The sequence below is a fragment of the Aestuariivirga sp. genome, assembly GCF_020252395.1.
Lineage (GTDB): Bacteria > Pseudomonadota > Alphaproteobacteria > Rhizobiales > Aestuariivirgaceae > Aestuariivirga.
The window spans coordinates 1-14,876 of sequence record NZ_JADCDB010000016.1 but is presented as its reverse complement, the minus strand read 5'-3'; the positions used below and the strand labels follow the sequence as shown (position 1 = coordinate 14,876).

Genomic DNA, 14,876 nt, shown 5'->3' with positions numbered 1-14,876 from the left:
ACTTCCATGGCCGGGCCGCAACGCCTGGCCTCTTCTCTTCAGGCGGCTGCCAGCGGCTTTATATTGGAAACGTCGATCGTCTCTCGTGCGCGTGCGAGGTCCCAGGCACGCTGCAGATTCATCCAATACTCGGGTGTCGTGCCAAAGAACCGCGCGAGTCTCATCGCGGTATCGGCCGAAAGGGCCGTCTCCCCCTTCACCAGCCGCTCAATGCGCGTGCGCGGCACATGGATGCGCTTGGCCAGGGAAATGACACTGAGATTGAGCGGTGTGAGATAGAGTTCCTGAAGAACGTCACCCGGGTGGGATGGATTGACGAGTAAGGACATGTCTTCATTCCCTCAGTGATAGTCCACGATCTCAACGTTCTCAGGGCCCTGTTCGGTCCATCGGAAACAAATGCGCCACTGATCATTGATCCGCACCGAGTGCTGGCCGACACGATCACCCTTGAGATCCTCAAGGTGGTTGCCGGGCGGAAAGCGCAGGTCCTCCAGCACAACAGCGGCATCGAGGGCGGACAGCATCGCGCGAGCCCGCTTCACGAGGTCCGGAGGAAAGCCCTTTCCAAAGCGCCCCTTCAACGCCTCGGACGCAAGCTTACCTTTGGCGCTCACGATCATGGGCATCATGTATCATATCATGATACATGATGCAAGCATCATCCGGACGCCGGTTTCTTCAACTCCTTCCACGTGTGATATCCCACCCCACCCACCACCAGCGCCGTGCCCAGCGCGTGGGACCAGGTGAAGGCCTCGCCCAGCAGCACGACGGCGAAATAGATCGTGAGCAGCGGCGAGACATTGGAGATCACGGCGGTGGAGGTTGCGCCGATCTTCGCCATGCCGGCGTTGACGAAGAAGGACGGGATCACCGTAGCGAGAAGCCCCGTGCCCGCCGCCAATAGGAAATAGTGCCGTGACATCGAGGTATCGAGATGGCCGCGCACGATGAAGACATGGGCGAGCGTCGTCACCGCTGCGGCGGAGAGGGCCACGGAGGTGAAGAGCGTCGCCCCCATCTCGCCAATGTAGCGCTTGGCCATCAGCTGGTAGACCGCGAAGGCCACGGCCGAGCCCAGCACCAGTGCGGTGCCTAGCGGCACGTTGGAGCCGCCTTCCGAGAAATCCGTGGCGAAGACAACGGCGAGACCGAGATAGGAGATGAGCGCCGCGATCAGGCTCGTCCGCGCCAGCTTCATGCCGAAGAAGGCCGCCCCGATGAAGATCAGGAAGATCGGATAGGTGAAGAGCGCCAGCCGCTCCAGCTGGGCCGTCACGTAGAGGAGCCCGCCGAAATCGAGGATCATGGCAAGATAATAACCGATGAGGCCGATGCCGATCGCGCCCAGCACCGCGCCGCGGCGCGGCATGGGCCTGCCCTCGGCCTTGCGCCGCGCCACTTCGAAGGCGCCCACCACCACGAAGACGGGCAGCGCGAAGACCATGCGCCAGGCCAGGATGAGGAGCGCATCATAGCGCTCCTGGTAGGCGAGCTTGATGAAGATGGCCTTGGAGGCGAACAGCGCCGAGCCCGCGGCGACGAGCAGATAACCGATAATGAGGGCGCGGCGGTCCATCCCCGCTCTCTATACCGTGCAGACCTGCCCGTCAGCCAAGGCGATTGCAGTTCTGGCATGCGGCGATAGGCTGGCCCCGACAGGAGAAAGCCATGCCCGCCCTTCCCCTCCACTTCCGCTCCGCCACCGAGCTCGCCCGCTTGCTGCGCTCAGGCAAGACCACCGCCTCCGCCCTGCTGGAGGATTGCCTCGGCCAGTACCAGGCCCACAACAAGGCGCTCAACGCCGTGGTGGTGACCGACATCCCGCGCGCCAAAAAGGCCGCCCGCGCGGCGGACCGGCGGCTAACGGCCGGAAAGCCCATCGGCCCCTTCGACGGCGTGCCGATGACGGCCAAGGAAAGCTTCGACATGAAGGGCCTTCCCTCCACCTGGGGCGACCCGCGTTTCAAGGACAATATCGCCTCCACCGATGCGGTGGCCATACAGCGGCTGGAGGCGGCAGGTGCGGTAGTCTATGGCAAGACCAATGTGCCCCTCATGCTGGCGGACTGGCAGAGCTACAACGCCATCTACGGCACCACCAACAACCCGTGGGACCTGACCCGCGCACCCGGCGGCTCCTCGGGTGGCTCGGCGGCAGCGCTCGCCACCGGCATGTCGGCCCTCGAGATCGGCTCCGACATCGGCGCCTCGATACGCAATCCGGCGCACTACTGCGGCGTCTATGGCCACAAGCCCACCTGGGGTGTCGTGCCCTATCAGGGCCACCTGCTGCCGGGCGTGGTGCAGCCGGGCGACATCACCGTTGCCGGACCGCTGGCCCGCTCGGCGCGCGACCTCGCGGCGATGATGAAGATCATCGCGGGACCCGTCGGCCCCGATGCCCGCGGCTATGCCCTCATCCTTCCGCCCGCGCCGCAGAAGACGCTCAAGGAGTTCCGCGTAGCCGTGATGGTTACCGACGAGCAGTCGGAGGTGGACTTGAGCGTTCAGGACCTGATCGGCAAGCTCACCCAGTTCCTCGGCAAGCGGGTGAAGAAGCTCTCCACCACCGCCCGCCCCGCCTTCACCACGAAAGAGGCGATGGACGTCTACATCGCGCTGCTGCGCTCGGCCACCAGCCGCCGCCAGTCGGATGCGGAGTTCGCGGCCAATTCCGCCAGGGTCGCGGCCTCCGATCCGAGGAATGACAGCTACCTCATCAAGATGCTGCGTGCCTATGTGCTGCCGCACCGCGACTGGCTCAGATACAACGAGCGCCGCCACCAGATGCGGCTCCTGTGGGACCAGTTCTTCAACGACTGGGACGTAATGATCTGCCCCGCCGCGGCGTCTGCCGCCTTCCCGCACGACCATGCGGGCGAGCGCCACGAGCGCACGATCCCGGTGAACAACAAGCGCGTGCCCACCACCGACCAGCTGTTCTGGGCAGGCTATTCCGGCTGCTTCTACCTGCCCTCAACGGTCGCCCCGATGGGCCTCACGCCGCAAGGGCTTCCAGCGGGCATCCAGATCATCACGCGGGCATATGGCGACATGACCTCCATCCGCTTCGCCGAACTGCTGGAGAAGGAATACGGCGGCTTCGTGCCGCCGCCGGGTTATTGAGCGGCCAGCAAGGACCTCGATCACTCAAGGCTTGTCCGTTCCCGCCGCCGCAAAGGGTGCGCGTATCTTCGCTGTCGCCGCCGGGAAGTCGGCAAGCGCCGGGCGAGAACGATCATACAACGGTTCCTTGAGGTCGAACTCGAACTCGGCGAACTGCGGCGTCAGCCTGGCAAGGCTGATGTAGGCCGGTGCTGGGGACTTGTCGTAGGGCATGCCGGCAGGCCATGGCACGACCTCGAAGTTGCGGCGAAGGAGCCGCGGCGGAAAGCTATCGAACCATTTTCCAGTTCCCTTCTTCGATGCGATGACAGCCTCCGTGTCCGCCGCGGACCGGGCGCCCAGATCGGCGAGAAGGCCCGCCAGCAGCGTATCGACGATCGCGTTGAAGGCCGGCACGGAAGCCGCGCCTCCGCCCTTCAGCGCCATACCGCCGATGTAGGTGCCAAGGAAATTCGACACCATGTCCTCCGGCGAGAAGGACGAAAAGTCGTCCTTTGCCTCATAGGTCCGAAGTTCATGAGCCCAGGAATCCACAAAGGCAATGGCCTCGGCAAGCAGGACCTTGTCGGACGGCGAAGACAGCAGGCGCGCCACGCCTTCCCGGCAACGGATGACCGGCACTTCCTTCTCGATCTCGTCATAGACATGCTTGGTGAGATCGACATGATCGCGGATATGCCCGATATCGATCAGCCCGGCCTTCTCCGTATAGACATAGCCGCAATTGCTCGTGCTCGAGGAATTGTACCGGTGGCCGGTCACGCTGGCGGGCTCGATGGCGTCATTGAACATCAGCGCGCAGCACCACCTATCCGCGGGCGGAGGTGATGCCGAAACAGGAGATGGAGCCGCCGCCAGGATCGTATCCTGAATCGCCTTGTTGAGAAGGCTGTAAGGCCCACCCCCGCCACCAGAACCGGTCAGCGCCACGTCAGCCGCCTGGGCTTCGCGGCTGGTTGTCTGTCCTCCGCTGCCTGCGCCGCCGCGTGGTGCCATGCCGCTGCTGGGGGTTGGCGTGCCTCCTCCCCCTCCCGGAGCGGGTGAACCTGACTGGGGCCGGGCATCCATCGCGGCGCCGTGGTTGATCAGCGCCCCGGCATTGGACGGCGTATTGGCGACGCCGGGCTTGGCCGGAGCCCCACCTGCCGCCGCACCACCAATGGCGCCAAGCGCGCTCAGGCCAGCGCTGCCGCCGCCCGTCATGGCGGCGAGTGCCACCTGTGCGGCGATCTTCAGGACCTCTGTCAATTGCTGGGCTGCCACCCTCTGCGCCTCGCCCGCTGCACCCGTGGCGTTTGCGGCACCCGCCTGTGCGGCCTGCAGTGCCGCGCCGACGAGGGCGCTCGTCTGGGCGAGCCCGCTCATGTCGCGGAAGATGCCGCCATTGGCGACCGCGGAATAGAGGGGCCCTAGCCCTGCGGGATCAGGCAGCGACGGCGGGTTGACGATGTTGACGATCGAGCCCTCGAGTGCGCCCGTCTGGGGCGTCTTGTCATTCGCCTTGCCGCCCGCACTGAGCGGGCTGATCTCGGAGGGCAGGATGGGAATGGGCGAGTCCTGCCAGTTCCAGAACCGCGTGATGTCGAGCTTTTCGGCCGCGTTGGAACGGCCCAGTACGGCTTCCGCGAAAACGCCGCCGCTGGGCAGGGGCACCATGTCCTCCCGCGGGGTGGCATCCTCGCCGAGCTTTTCTTGCAGCGCCTCCCACGCCTCCGTGCCGAGGTCGCCATAGAAGCGGAACACGAGGTAGTTACCCGAGACCGCCGCTGGCACGGGGTCGATCACCTCGATCAAGCGCTGGCCGCCGAGCCTGTAGGTACCCAGCAGCGTGGTGATCGCCGCCGAATCGAGCGAGCGCCAGATGGCGGAGGAATAATGCAGCGCATTTTCCTCCAGATGCGCGATCAGATCGCTGTTGCCGATGGCGGGAGTCATGACGAAGGCGGGCGTCACCTTCTCCTTGCGGCATTCAATGCTGACGCTCAGGGCCATCACAGGCACATCCAGAGCATAAGACCACGGCTTGCCGTCCGGCTGGCGCCCGTCGAAGGAGAGGAGGAGTTCGATGACCCCCTCGAATTCACCCTTCTTCTGGATGAGATCGATCCGCGCGATCTCGCGGGCATCCACTTGCGGCAGGCCAGCGCCGAATCGCCCCGTCCAGGCGCTATGCGCCTCCTTGCGGTCCCCAATGGGGATGACGCTGCGCGCGCCATTCGCCATGGTCACGGCGACCCCTGAGAAATTATCGAAGAAGGCCTGATCGGACGATCCCACCTGGAAGAATTTCAGCTCGCTGAGCGGCAGGTTGATCACGGCATCCGCCGGGTTCCCAACCTGAAGGCCAAGCGTCTTGCTGACCTCCGTCAGGAAGGCGCGGTTCCACAACAGGCGGCGCGGCGCGGCGATGGCGAGCTGGCCCGCGCGCGCCATGGCAAGCGAGCGCACCTCCGGCGTCAGCCCCACTGCTGCGATCACGCTGCGATAGCGGCGGATGACAGTTTCGCTGAAGGTCACGAGCTTCATCGGCAGGAACAGCGCCGACGTGGCCCGCGCCACCTCAAGCACCACGCGGTAAACCTGCACCACCTCGAAATAGAGCACGCTCAGCGCATGCATGTGATTGTAGTTGGTGACCACACGGGTCGAAAGCTTCTCGCTTTCGGACTGGGAGCTTTCGGTGACCGCCGTGGCACGGCGGTTGCGGGTGCTGTTGGCCGCCTGCTGGGTGCGGTCGGAGACGTTTTGCATCATCTCGCCCGTCAGCGTGCGTTCGCCCGATGAAGAGGCGCGCGAGGAGGCCCAGCCGGTGTTGGTGGAGGTGGCGGAGGACGTGCCCGTCGAGCGCACACCCACCGAGGCGGTGTCGCCGCCGAACACCGCCGCCTCCAGGACGCCGAGCAGCCCCGGGGTCGAGGCCGCGACCCCCGCAGAACCGGCGGTTTCGGCCGTCTGACGCGCGGTGGCGGTGGTGGAGGACTCGGAAAAGCCCTGTTGCGCCTCGCGCGCCACGGCGGAGGTGACCTCGCTGATGGAGCGGTTACGCTCGACGCTGGCGCTCAAAGCCTCCATCTGTTCTGTGAACTCGTCGCTCGAGGCACGCACGCGGCGCGTCCAGTCCACAAGTGCGATGCGCGTGCTCTCCCCCGGTGCCAGCGCCAGCGAGTGCAGCAGCTGGCCCAACGCCAGACCATGCTGGAACCAGCTCTGGCGGTAGGTCAGGATGGCACCTACCGCCGGCTGGGCGATCAGCGTCGCGGCCACGATGTCGGCCACGTCGATGCCGCCCGCATTGCGGATGTCGAAGCTCTTCTTGAAGAGAAACACGTCATCAAGTTCGACGCGGGGCGTTCCGCCGTTGCCGTTCCAGTCCGGGACCATCATCCCCAGGTTCAGATCCAACCGGGGCCGCTCATCCTCGTCCACGGGCTCGAGCACATGGTCGAGAACCAGCACGTCGTACTGGACGCGCTCGGTCGCGTATTGGCGCGCCGTGGGCACGAGTTCGGCGGGGCGCTCCGGGTCGTCAGTCAGCTGATTTGCGAAGCCATAGGCGTCATTGAAAATGCGCCGTGCAGCCCGGTACGGCGGCCAGGCGGCAAGCTCACGCACTGTTACCGTGCCGAAGGCCGTGGCCATGGCTTGGCCCAGTTGCGCATCGACGATGCGCAGCGCCGTCAGCGGCTGGTCGGCCAGTTCGGCGAGGGTGAGATCCGCGACAGTGGAATCGATCATGTCGCGCGAGACCGCCATCGCCCGCATCGACTGGACGCCCGATGCGGCCTCCACGATCGCCCGTGCCGTGCCGAACAGCATAGATGCGCCGAGATCAAACACGCTCTTGACGCCAAGACCATCCAGAAGCGCCACCGCCCCGACGGAAACGGAGAGTAGCGCTCCCACCGGCCTGGCCAGAAGCTGAACCGGCGTGTCGGATACGTATTGCTGGCGAACCGGATAGCTGTCCATCGCTTGCTCCCACCGTCTTATTTACCTAACGATAGGACCCTAACAAATGTATGACAAGAACGTTTCATAGCAATGCTTTTGTCGAAACCGGGGGTAGTGCCAGATGGCGGGCCTGTTACCGGATCGTCCCCAGCAGGAAGGCTGCCTCCCGCTCCCACACGCCCCTGTCGAACACCGCGTCATGCGTGCCGCCCGGAACGATCACCAGCTGCTTTGGCTCATTGGCCATGGCGAAGAGGGCACGGCCCTGGGCCACCGGGACGATGGTGTCCGCGTCGCCATGCTGGATCAGCAGCGGCGCCTTCACTTTTCCGATGTAATCGCGCGAGCGGAACTGGTCCTTCATCAGCAGGCGCACCGGCAGCCACCAGTAGGTCTCCGCCGCGATGTCGACGGTTGCGGTATAGGGCGCCTCCAGCGCCACGGCTGCGACCGGCTTCCGCGCGGCCACCTGCACCGCAACGCCGGTGCCGAGCGATTCGCCGAGCAGCATGATCTGCCGGGGTGAAACGCCCTTGGCGATGAGGAACTCATAAGCCGTCAGCGCATCGGTGATGATCCCCTGTTCCGAGATCGCACCCGTGCTCGCGCCATAGCCGCGATAGGAGAGGAAGAGCACGCCGAAGCCCTGCGCCTGCAGGAAGGCGAAACGTTCGCTGCGGTCGGCGATCTCGCCGCCATTCCCGTGGAAGAACAGTACGGTGGGCTGGCCCGGCTGGGCGGGGGCGTACCACAGCACGATGGTCTCGCCGTCGGGCGTCTTGACCCGCTCCTCGGTAACACCCGAAAGGCCCAGCGCTTGCGGCGGCGTGCCCTTGTGCGCGGGGTGATACTGGAAGCTGCGCTGCTGCAGATACATGAAGCCGGCAATCGCCACATAAGCCAGCACCGAGAGCAGAATGACGAACTTCAGCATTGTCAGGCCAGCGACAGGAAGCGTCCGGCCAGCATCACGAGGTCGCCGTCCGTAGGATAGCGCAGCGTCGACTTGCGCATTGGTGCGTTGGCGGGGGCCGCCATCTGCGCCGCCAGCGCCTCCGGCATGACGTCTGCCAAGCCTGGCGCCACGGCTATGCCGCTCGCCCGCACGATGCGATCAAAGGCCGGCACCGGATCATCTCTTCCCATAGCCTTTGCTACGCGGGAGAATGCCGCCGGATTACCCTCCGCCACCCAGCCGATCGTGGCGAGCATCGCAAGCCCGGTGGCGCGGCCATGCGGAATGGCCGCAAGATTGGCTACGGCATGCGAGATGTTATGCGCCAGCGCCGTGCCGCAATTGTCGATGCCGATCCCGCCATAACAGGAGGCGAGCAGCATGGCGCCGCGCGCCGCGATGTCTTGCGGGTGCGTGACCGCGCGCTCAAGGTTTCTGGTGATCAGCCGGATGGCCTCGAGGCAATAGAGATCGTTGCCGGGATTGGCCTGCTTGTTGGTGGCGGCCTCGATCGCATGCACCAGCGCATCGAGCCCGGAGCCTGCCGTCACCGCGGGCGGCAGCGCCACGGTGAGTTCGGGATCGAGGATCGCCACATCCGGCTTCAACTCCTCGCCCCAGGCCCAGACCTTCGCCTTGCCAGCATCGGCATAGACCGAGACGCGCGTCACCTCGGAGCCGGTGCCCGCCGTGGTCGGCACGGCGATGATGGGCAGGCGGTTTCTGGGCAACGGCGTGGCGCACAATGCATAGGCTGCGGCTCCAAGCCCCGAGACCGCGCAGCAGGCGGCAAGCTTCGCGGTGTCGAGCGCCGAACCGCCGCCGAGCCCGATTACCGCCTTCGCCCCATGCTTCCGCGCCAGTGCCGTGGCCGCATCGGCATCGGCCACCGAAGGCTCGCCGGCGAAGCCGTCATAGACATGCGACTCGAGGCCGGCCTTCATCAGCAGATCCTGCGCCAGCCCGGTAAGGCCGAGGCCCTTCAGGACGGGGTCGGCCACCAGCAGCACAACGGCCTCCCGGCCGGCGCGGGCCTGCGCGAGGGGGACGAGGTCGGCGAGGCGGCCAGCGCCGAAGCGGATTTCGGGAATAAAGCTCAGCGTGAAGCCGGACATGAGGCGCTCATTGCAAACGTCACGTGATGCCCGGGCCGGTGATCTCGCGCACAAGCTTGCGCAAGATTGCTTCGCTGTAGGCATCATAATCGTTGGCGGGGATGACGAAATGGCCGGGTCCGCCCGCCACATTGCCCTCGAAATAGGTGTTAAGTGTCGGCCACTCGTTGAGGATCGTCAGACCGTTGATGGTGATGCCCTGCGCCACCACGCGGTCTCTCACCGGGGCCACGGGCGGGCCGCTGTTGTTGCGGCCGTCGGTCGACACGTCGATCGCCATGCGCTCGGCGGCTGGCGCTGCCGCGAACAGGCTGGCGGAGAAGACGAGTGCTGTGGAGAGCGACGTGCCGCCTTCCGTCAGCTGGCGCCGGGTGTGGATGAAGATCTGGCCCAGCTCATCGGCATCGGCCCCGCCGGAGACGATGGTCCAGGGCAGCACAACGCGCTGGTTGCGGTCGTCTGACCACTGCACGGCGGTGACGGCAATGCGCTGGCGCACGCCCTGCGCGATCGCCTTCTTCACGGCCTCGTTCTGGAAGGCTTGCCCGAGGCCGCGCATCTGCACGGCGAATTCGTGCGAGTCGACGCTGAAGGAACAGTCGATCGCCAGCACCAGTGCGAGGTCGACCTGGTAGTCATCGGCGCGGCCCGCAGGCAGCGGCATCAGGAAGCAGAAGGAGACCGCAAGGCCCAGGAGCCAGCACGCGACGTGACGAAACCCGCGGCCGGCTGCCATCACCTCACCTCAGTGCCGGAACTCGGCGAAGTCGAGCGCGCGGCAATCGGCGGCCTTCCAGCCCACCTGCACCTCGCGGCCCTCGGCCACGTCGTTGGAAGCGCCCTTGTTCGGCACCTTGACGATGAAGTTGCTGTCGCCCGCAACCTCTAGGCGGGCGCGGACGTGATCGCCGAGGTAAATCAGCTCGGCGATGCGGCCCGGCAGGATAACGTCGGCTGTCTGGACATTGGGGTTGATCTCGACGCGCTCGGGGCGGACGGAAAGCAACGTGCGCCCACCCTTCTCGCGCGGGCCGATGGCCAGCGCCTTCACCATCTCGCCCGTCTCGAGCTTCACGGTCGCGACATTGTCGGCGCCGATCTCGGCCACCGTGCCCTTGAGCTTGTTGTTCTCGCCGATGAACTGCGCCACGAAGGAATTGACCGGACGCTCATAGAGCTCGGCGGGAGTCGAAAGCTGCTGCACCACGCCATCGTTGAACACCGCGATGCGGTTCGACATGGTCAGCGCTTCCGACTGGTCATGCGTCACATAGACCATCGTGACGCCCAGCCGCTCATGGATGTGCTTGATCTCGTATTGCATCTGCTCGCGCAGCTGCTTGTCGAGCGCGCCCAGCGGCTCGTCCATCAGCACGAGGTCGGGCTCGAAGACCAGCGCGCGCGCGACCGCGATGCGCTGCTGCTGGCCGCCCGAAAGCTGTCCGGGGCGGCGGTTGCCCATCTGCGGCAGCTCCACCATCTTCAAGACCTTTGCGACGCGCTCCTCGATCTCAGGCTTGGGCACGTTCCTCACCTGCAGCGGGAAGGCGAGGTTCTCGTTGATCGACATATGCGGGAACAGCGCATAGTTCTGGAACACCATGCCGATGCCGCGCTTATGCGGCGGCACGTTGTTGATCGGCTGGTCCTTCAGGTAGATCTCGCCATGGGTGGCGGGCTCGAAGCCCGCGAGCATCATCAGCGTCGTCGTCTTGCCGGAGCCCGACGGACCGAGCATGGTCAGGAACTCGCCCTTGGCAATGTCCAGGTTGAGGTTCTTCACGACGAGGGTTTCGCCGTCATAGCTCTTCTGCACATTGACGAAGCGAACCATCGCGTCGTTGACGGCGTCCTTGGCCATTACCCTGTGTCCTCACCCTGTACGTATTCTATAGCTCCTTGAAAAAATATCATAGGGCGCGGGCTTAGGGATGCAAGTCCCTCCTGCGCCGCGCCCCATGAATTCAGTTCGTGCCTGGCGCGAGATCAGCGCTTATTCTTGGCGGCCTTCTTCGGCGCCGCCTTCTTCTTCGACCCGCCGCCGGCTTTCACGATGAGGTGCTCGGGGCCATAGGGGAAACCGGTGATGTTGCGGTTGCCCTTCTCGGTGATGACCAGGATGTCATGCTCGCGATAGCCGCCGGCACCCTTCTGGCCTTCGGGGATCATGATCATCGGCTCCATCGAGACGACCATGCCGGGCTCGAGCACCGTGTGGCAATCCTCGCGCAGCTCGAGGCCTCCCTCGCGGCCGTAGTAGTGGCACAGCACGCCGAAGGAATGGCCATAGCCGAAGGTGCGGTACTTGAGGAGATCGTGCTTGGCATAGATCTCGTTCAGCGCCTTGGCGACGTCCGAGCACTTGGCGCCGGGGACGAGCAGCTTCTTGCCCTCGTCATGGACGTGGCAGTTGATCTCCCACAGGCGGATGTGCTCCTTCGATGCCGTCTCGGCGAAGAGCGTGCGCTCGAGGGCGACGTAATAGCCCGCCACCATCGGGAAGCAGTTGAGGCTCAGGATGTCGCCTCGTCTGATCTTCTTCGAGGTGACGGGGTTGTGCGCACCATCGGTGTTCACACCCGACTGGAACCAGGTCCAGGTGTCGAGCAGCTCGCCCTGCGGCCAGACCTTGGCGATTTCGCGCACCATGGCCTGCGTCGAATGCAGCGCCACCTCGTGCTCCGGCACGCCCACGGCAATGGCTTCCACGCAGGCCGCACCGCCGATGTCGGCGATGCGCGTCATCTTGGTGATGTGCTTGATCTCTTCCGCGCTCTTGATCATGCGCAGCTTCATCGAGGGAGCGGCGACGTCGACGAAGTCGACTCCGGGGAAGGCGTCCGCGAGCTGCTTCCTGAAGTCGAGGTTCACATGGTCAAACTCGATGCCGATGCGCTTGGCGCCCTTCATCAGGCCCTGGATGGCGACGAAGTAGTTTTCCTTCGACCAGTCGGTATAGGTAACGTTGTCGCCGAAGGTGCGGCGCGCCGGCTGGCCGCCGTCGATGGCGGCGGTCACCGAGGTCGCTTTGTTCGGCGTGATGACCAGGCCATACTTGCGGCCGAAGTAGCAGTAGAGGAAGTCCGAGAGATAGTTGATGTTGTGGTAGCTGGTGAACAGGCAGGCATCGACCTTGGCGGTCTTCATCCAGCCGCGGATGCCGTCCTGGCGGCGCTGCATCTCGGCGTCCGAGAAGGTCGGCTTTGGCTTCTTGCCATTGTTGCGATAGTCGACGAGCGCAGGACGTGCGAGGTTCATGACGGCGTTTTCCCGGGTTTGAAATGTACGGAATAACTTCCCCGAATGAGGCCTTGTGTCAAAAGACGATCCCTCACATACTCCATGAGTTTTCCTCATGGAGCCATCCCGGTGTCCCGCCTGCCCTCCCTCAATGCGCTTCGCTGCTTCGAAGCCGCCGCCCGCTCGGGCTCCTTCTCCAGGGCAGCGGAGGAGCTGAACGTTACCCAGTCGGCCGTCAGCCACCAGGTCCGCCAGCTTGAGCAGTGGTTCGGCCTTACCCTGTTTGACCGGCTGGGCCGCCAGACCATGCCCACCCAGAAGGGCCAGGACCTGGCCCGGTCGCTGGCGGAGGCCTTCGACATCATGTCCGCCGCCTGCCGCCGCCTCCAGCAGAGCGAACAGGGCCCGGCGCTCACCATCGCCGCACTCCCTTCCTTCGCCACCATCTGGCTGATCCCCAAGCTGTCGCAGTTCTTCCGGGAGCATCCGGAAATCTCGGTCAAAGTGGTCTATGCCTTCGCCGGTCACAAGATCGACTTCGACGAAGTGGATATCGCGGTGCTCTGGGGCCCCGGCGAATGGGAGGGCTGCCGCTCGACGAGGCTCCTGCCCGGCAGCACGGTGCCGATCTGCAACCCCATCTACCTCGAAAAGGAGGGTCCCTTCGACGTGCCGCAGGCGATCCTCGGCAAGCCGCTGCTGCATGACACCGACCGGCTGGACTGGCAGAACTGGATGCGCCATGCGGGCCTGAAGCACGCCGGCCCCTCGCCCGGCCCCATCTTCCAGGACTTCAACCTGCTGCGCGCCGCAGCACTGGCTGGCCAGGGCATCGCCCTCTGCCCCCGGAGCCTGATCGCCGACGACCTCGCCTCGGGCCGCCTCGTGCAGCTCTTCGACATCGACATCAAGCACGACTACGCCTACTCGATCATCGAACCCGCCTCCGGCATCGCCCGGCGGACGGAGGCGCTGGACACCTTCAAGGACTGGCTGCTGTCGACGGCGAAGGGGAAGTAAGGCCCGATCTATTCCTGTCCCCCACCGGGGGAGAGGAAAGGCCACCGCGCACATACCCAACCTGCCCATCCGGCATTGGCCATCCCCGCCAAATCCCGCTAGGCACTCCCCATGGCCACCACCCACATCGCCCCCGCCCGCGTCCAGACCACGACCTATGCGGTGCTCTTCGCCGTCACCGCGGGGCACCTGATCAACGACACGCTGCAGGCGCTGCTTCTCTCGATCTATCCGCTGCTGCGGGACCTGCACAACCTGAGCTTCGCCCAGGTGGGTTTCATCACGCTGGCCTTCCAGGCCACGGCTTCGGTGCTGCAACCGCTGATCGGGCATTACACCGACCGGAAGCCCTTTCCCTATTCGCTGCCCATCGCGCCCGCCCTGTCGCTGGTGGGCCTCGTGGTCGTTGGCCTTGCCCACAGCTATGAGATGATCCTCGCCGGCGCCACGCTCATCGGCATCGGCTCGTCGATCTTCCATCCGGAGGCCTCGCGGCTGGCGCGCCTCTCATCAGGCGGGCGCTTCGGCTTCGCGCAGTCGGTGTTCCAGGTGGGCGGCAATTTCGGCACCTCCATCGGGCCGCTGCTCGCCGCCTTCTTCGTCGTGCCGCATGGCCAGGGCAGTGTCGCATGGCTGGCGCTGCTGGCGCTGCTCTCCGTCGCGGTGCTGAGCTATGCGGCGAAATGGTATGCCCATCACCTCTCGCCCAAGAACGCGGCCAGGCGCAGCGCCGTGCCCGTGAGTCCGCTGCCGAAGCGCATGGTTGTCACCTCGCTCGCCGTGCTGCTCTGCCTGATGTTCTCGAAATTCGTCTACACCTCCTCGATGTCGAGCTTCTACACCTTCTACCTGATCGACACTTTCGGCCTCAGCCCCAAGGAGGCGCAGATCGACCTGTTCATCTATCTCGCGGCCTTCGCCTCGGGCACGCTGCTGGGTGGCCCCATCGGCGACAAGATCGGGCGCAAGGCCGTCATCTGGTTCTCCGTGCTGGGCGCGCTCCCCTTCACCGTGGCCCTGCCCTATGCCAACCACTTCTGGGCGGTGGTGCTCTCCGTGCCCATCGGCTTCATCCTCGCGTCTGCCTTCTCGGCCATGCTGGTCTTCGCGCAGGAGCTGATGCCGGGGCGGGTGGGCATGATCTCAGGCCTGTTCTTCGGATTGGCCTTCGGCATTGGGGCAGCGGGTGCCGCACTCCTGGGCATCGTGGCGGACTGGACCTCCATCGGCTTCGTTTTCCACGTCTGCTCCTTTCTGCCGGGTTTCGGACTCCTGGCGATGTTCCTGCCCAGCCAGAAGCAGCTTATGGCCGCGCAAGCTGCAGGTGTCGATAGCTAATTAACTTGTCCGGTTTTGGTAGCACATCAAATGTCCGCTTCTTGTCTTTTGTTCTCCTGTGGGACTGTGGGCAAGGCGGAGCCTTGTCCACATTTCCACAGGTGTTGCGGCTGAGCGGATTTAAG

Annotated in this window: 12 protein-coding genes; 3 read left to right on the top strand and 9 right to left on the bottom strand. The window is 65.0% G+C overall.

Translation table 11 applies throughout. The annotated features are described in order from the left end of the window. Positions 1-38: 38 nt before the first annotated feature. The 3 genes from IOC82_RS08655 to IOC82_RS08645 are packed head-to-tail and all read right to left on the bottom strand — an operon-like array spanning position 39 to position 1,582. The gene (locus IOC82_RS08655; protein ID WP_290545778.1) at positions 39-329 is read right to left on the bottom strand and encodes a HigA family addiction module antitoxin; all 291 of its coding nucleotides are present in this window, start codon (positions 327-329) and stop codon (positions 39-41) included. 12 nt (positions 330-341) lie between these two features. Next, positions 342-623, bottom strand: coding sequence for a type II toxin-antitoxin system RelE/ParE family toxin (locus IOC82_RS08650; RefSeq protein ID WP_290545845.1), 282 nt, complete (start codon positions 621-623; stop codon positions 342-344). A gap of 38 nt (positions 624-661) precedes the next feature. Then, on the bottom strand, positions 662-1,582 hold the full coding sequence (locus IOC82_RS08645; RefSeq protein ID WP_290545777.1) for a DMT family transporter: 921 nt from the start codon (positions 1,580-1,582) through the stop codon (positions 662-664). Between the two features lie 92 nt (positions 1,583-1,674). Here IOC82_RS08645 and IOC82_RS08640 point away from each other — a divergent pair, with 92 nt between their 5' ends. Further along, positions 1,675-3,132 carry an amidase gene (locus tag IOC82_RS08640; RefSeq protein ID WP_290545776.1) on the top strand — a complete coding sequence of 486 codons (1,458 nt, stop codon included), beginning with the start codon at positions 1,675-1,677 and terminating at the stop codon, positions 3,130-3,132. Positions 3,133-3,156: 24 nt separating this feature from the next. Here the strand turns inward: IOC82_RS08640 and IOC82_RS08635 are convergent, their stop codons facing one another. The 6 genes from IOC82_RS08635 to IOC82_RS08610 all read right to left on the bottom strand — a co-directional run bounded on the left by IOC82_RS08635 (position 3,157) and on the right by IOC82_RS08610 (position 12,411). Further along, the gene (locus IOC82_RS08635) at positions 3,157-7,101 is read right to left on the bottom strand and encodes a DUF4056 domain-containing protein (RefSeq protein WP_290545775.1); all 3,945 of its coding nucleotides are present in this window, start codon (positions 7,099-7,101) and stop codon (positions 3,157-3,159) included. Between the two features lie 115 nt (positions 7,102-7,216). Continuing rightward, positions 7,217-8,017: an alpha/beta fold hydrolase gene (locus IOC82_RS08630; protein ID WP_290545774.1), complete on the bottom strand. Its 801-nt coding sequence runs from the start codon at positions 8,015-8,017 to the stop codon at positions 7,217-7,219. Positions 8,018-8,019: 2 nt separating this feature from the next. Further along, positions 8,020-9,153: an iron-containing alcohol dehydrogenase gene (locus IOC82_RS08625; RefSeq protein WP_290545773.1), complete on the bottom strand. Its 1,134-nt coding sequence runs from the start codon at positions 9,151-9,153 to the stop codon at positions 8,020-8,022. 19 nt (positions 9,154-9,172) lie between these two features. Continuing rightward, positions 9,173-9,889, bottom strand: a complete 717-nt coding sequence (locus tag IOC82_RS08620; RefSeq protein ID WP_290545772.1) for a DUF1194 domain-containing protein — start codon at positions 9,887-9,889, stop codon at positions 9,173-9,175. 9 nt (positions 9,890-9,898) lie between these two features. Further along, entirely contained in the window at positions 9,899-11,014 is a 1,116-nt protein-coding gene (locus IOC82_RS08615) for an ABC transporter ATP-binding protein (RefSeq protein WP_290545771.1), read from the bottom strand. A 125-nt stretch (positions 11,015-11,139) separates the two neighbouring features. Further along, complete coding sequence (locus IOC82_RS08610) at positions 11,140-12,411, bottom strand: aminopeptidase P family protein (RefSeq protein WP_290545770.1); 1,272 nt, start codon at positions 12,409-12,411, stop codon at positions 11,140-11,142. Positions 12,412-12,522: 111 nt separating this feature from the next. Here IOC82_RS08610 and gcvA point away from each other — a divergent pair, with 111 nt between their 5' ends. Further along, complete coding sequence (gcvA, locus tag IOC82_RS08605) at positions 12,523-13,413, top strand: transcriptional regulator GcvA (protein ID WP_290545769.1); 891 nt, start codon at positions 12,523-12,525, stop codon at positions 13,411-13,413. Between the two features lie 111 nt (positions 13,414-13,524). Further along, positions 13,525-14,751, top strand: a complete 1,227-nt coding sequence (locus IOC82_RS08600; RefSeq protein ID WP_290545768.1) for an MFS transporter — start codon at positions 13,525-13,527, stop codon at positions 14,749-14,751. Positions 14,752-14,876: the final 125 nt, after the last annotated feature.

Coding starts and splice junctions, on each gene's coding strand:
- IOC82_RS08655 (WP_290545778.1), bottom strand. CDS start 329: ATGTCCTTACTCGTCAATCCATCCCACCCGGGTGACGTTCTTCAGGAA.
- IOC82_RS08650 (WP_290545845.1), bottom strand. CDS start 623: ATGATCGTGAGCGCCAAAGGTAAGCTTGCGTCCGAGGCGTTGAAGGGG.
- IOC82_RS08645 (WP_290545777.1), bottom strand. CDS start 1,582: ATGGACCGCCGCGCCCTCATTATCGGTTATCTGCTCGTCGCCGCGGGC.
- IOC82_RS08640 (WP_290545776.1), top strand. CDS start 1,675: ATGCCCGCCCTTCCCCTCCACTTCCGCTCCGCCACCGAGCTCGCCCGC.
- IOC82_RS08635 (WP_290545775.1), bottom strand. CDS start 7,101: ATGGACAGCTATCCGGTTCGCCAGCAATACGTATCCGACACGCCGGTT.
- IOC82_RS08630 (WP_290545774.1), bottom strand. CDS start 8,017: ATGCTGAAGTTCGTCATTCTGCTCTCGGTGCTGGCTTATGTGGCGATT.
- IOC82_RS08625 (WP_290545773.1), bottom strand. CDS start 9,153: ATGTCCGGCTTCACGCTGAGCTTTATTCCCGAAATCCGCTTCGGCGCT.
- IOC82_RS08620 (WP_290545772.1), bottom strand. CDS start 9,889: ATGGCAGCCGGCCGCGGGTTTCGTCACGTCGCGTGCTGGCTCCTGGGC.
- IOC82_RS08615 (WP_290545771.1), bottom strand. CDS start 11,014: ATGGCCAAGGACGCCGTCAACGACGCGATGGTTCGCTTCGTCAATGTG.
- IOC82_RS08610 (WP_290545770.1), bottom strand. CDS start 12,411: ATGAACCTCGCACGTCCTGCGCTCGTCGACTATCGCAACAATGGCAAG.
- IOC82_RS08600 (WP_290545768.1), top strand. CDS start 13,525: ATGGCCACCACCCACATCGCCCCCGCCCGCGTCCAGACCACGACCTAT.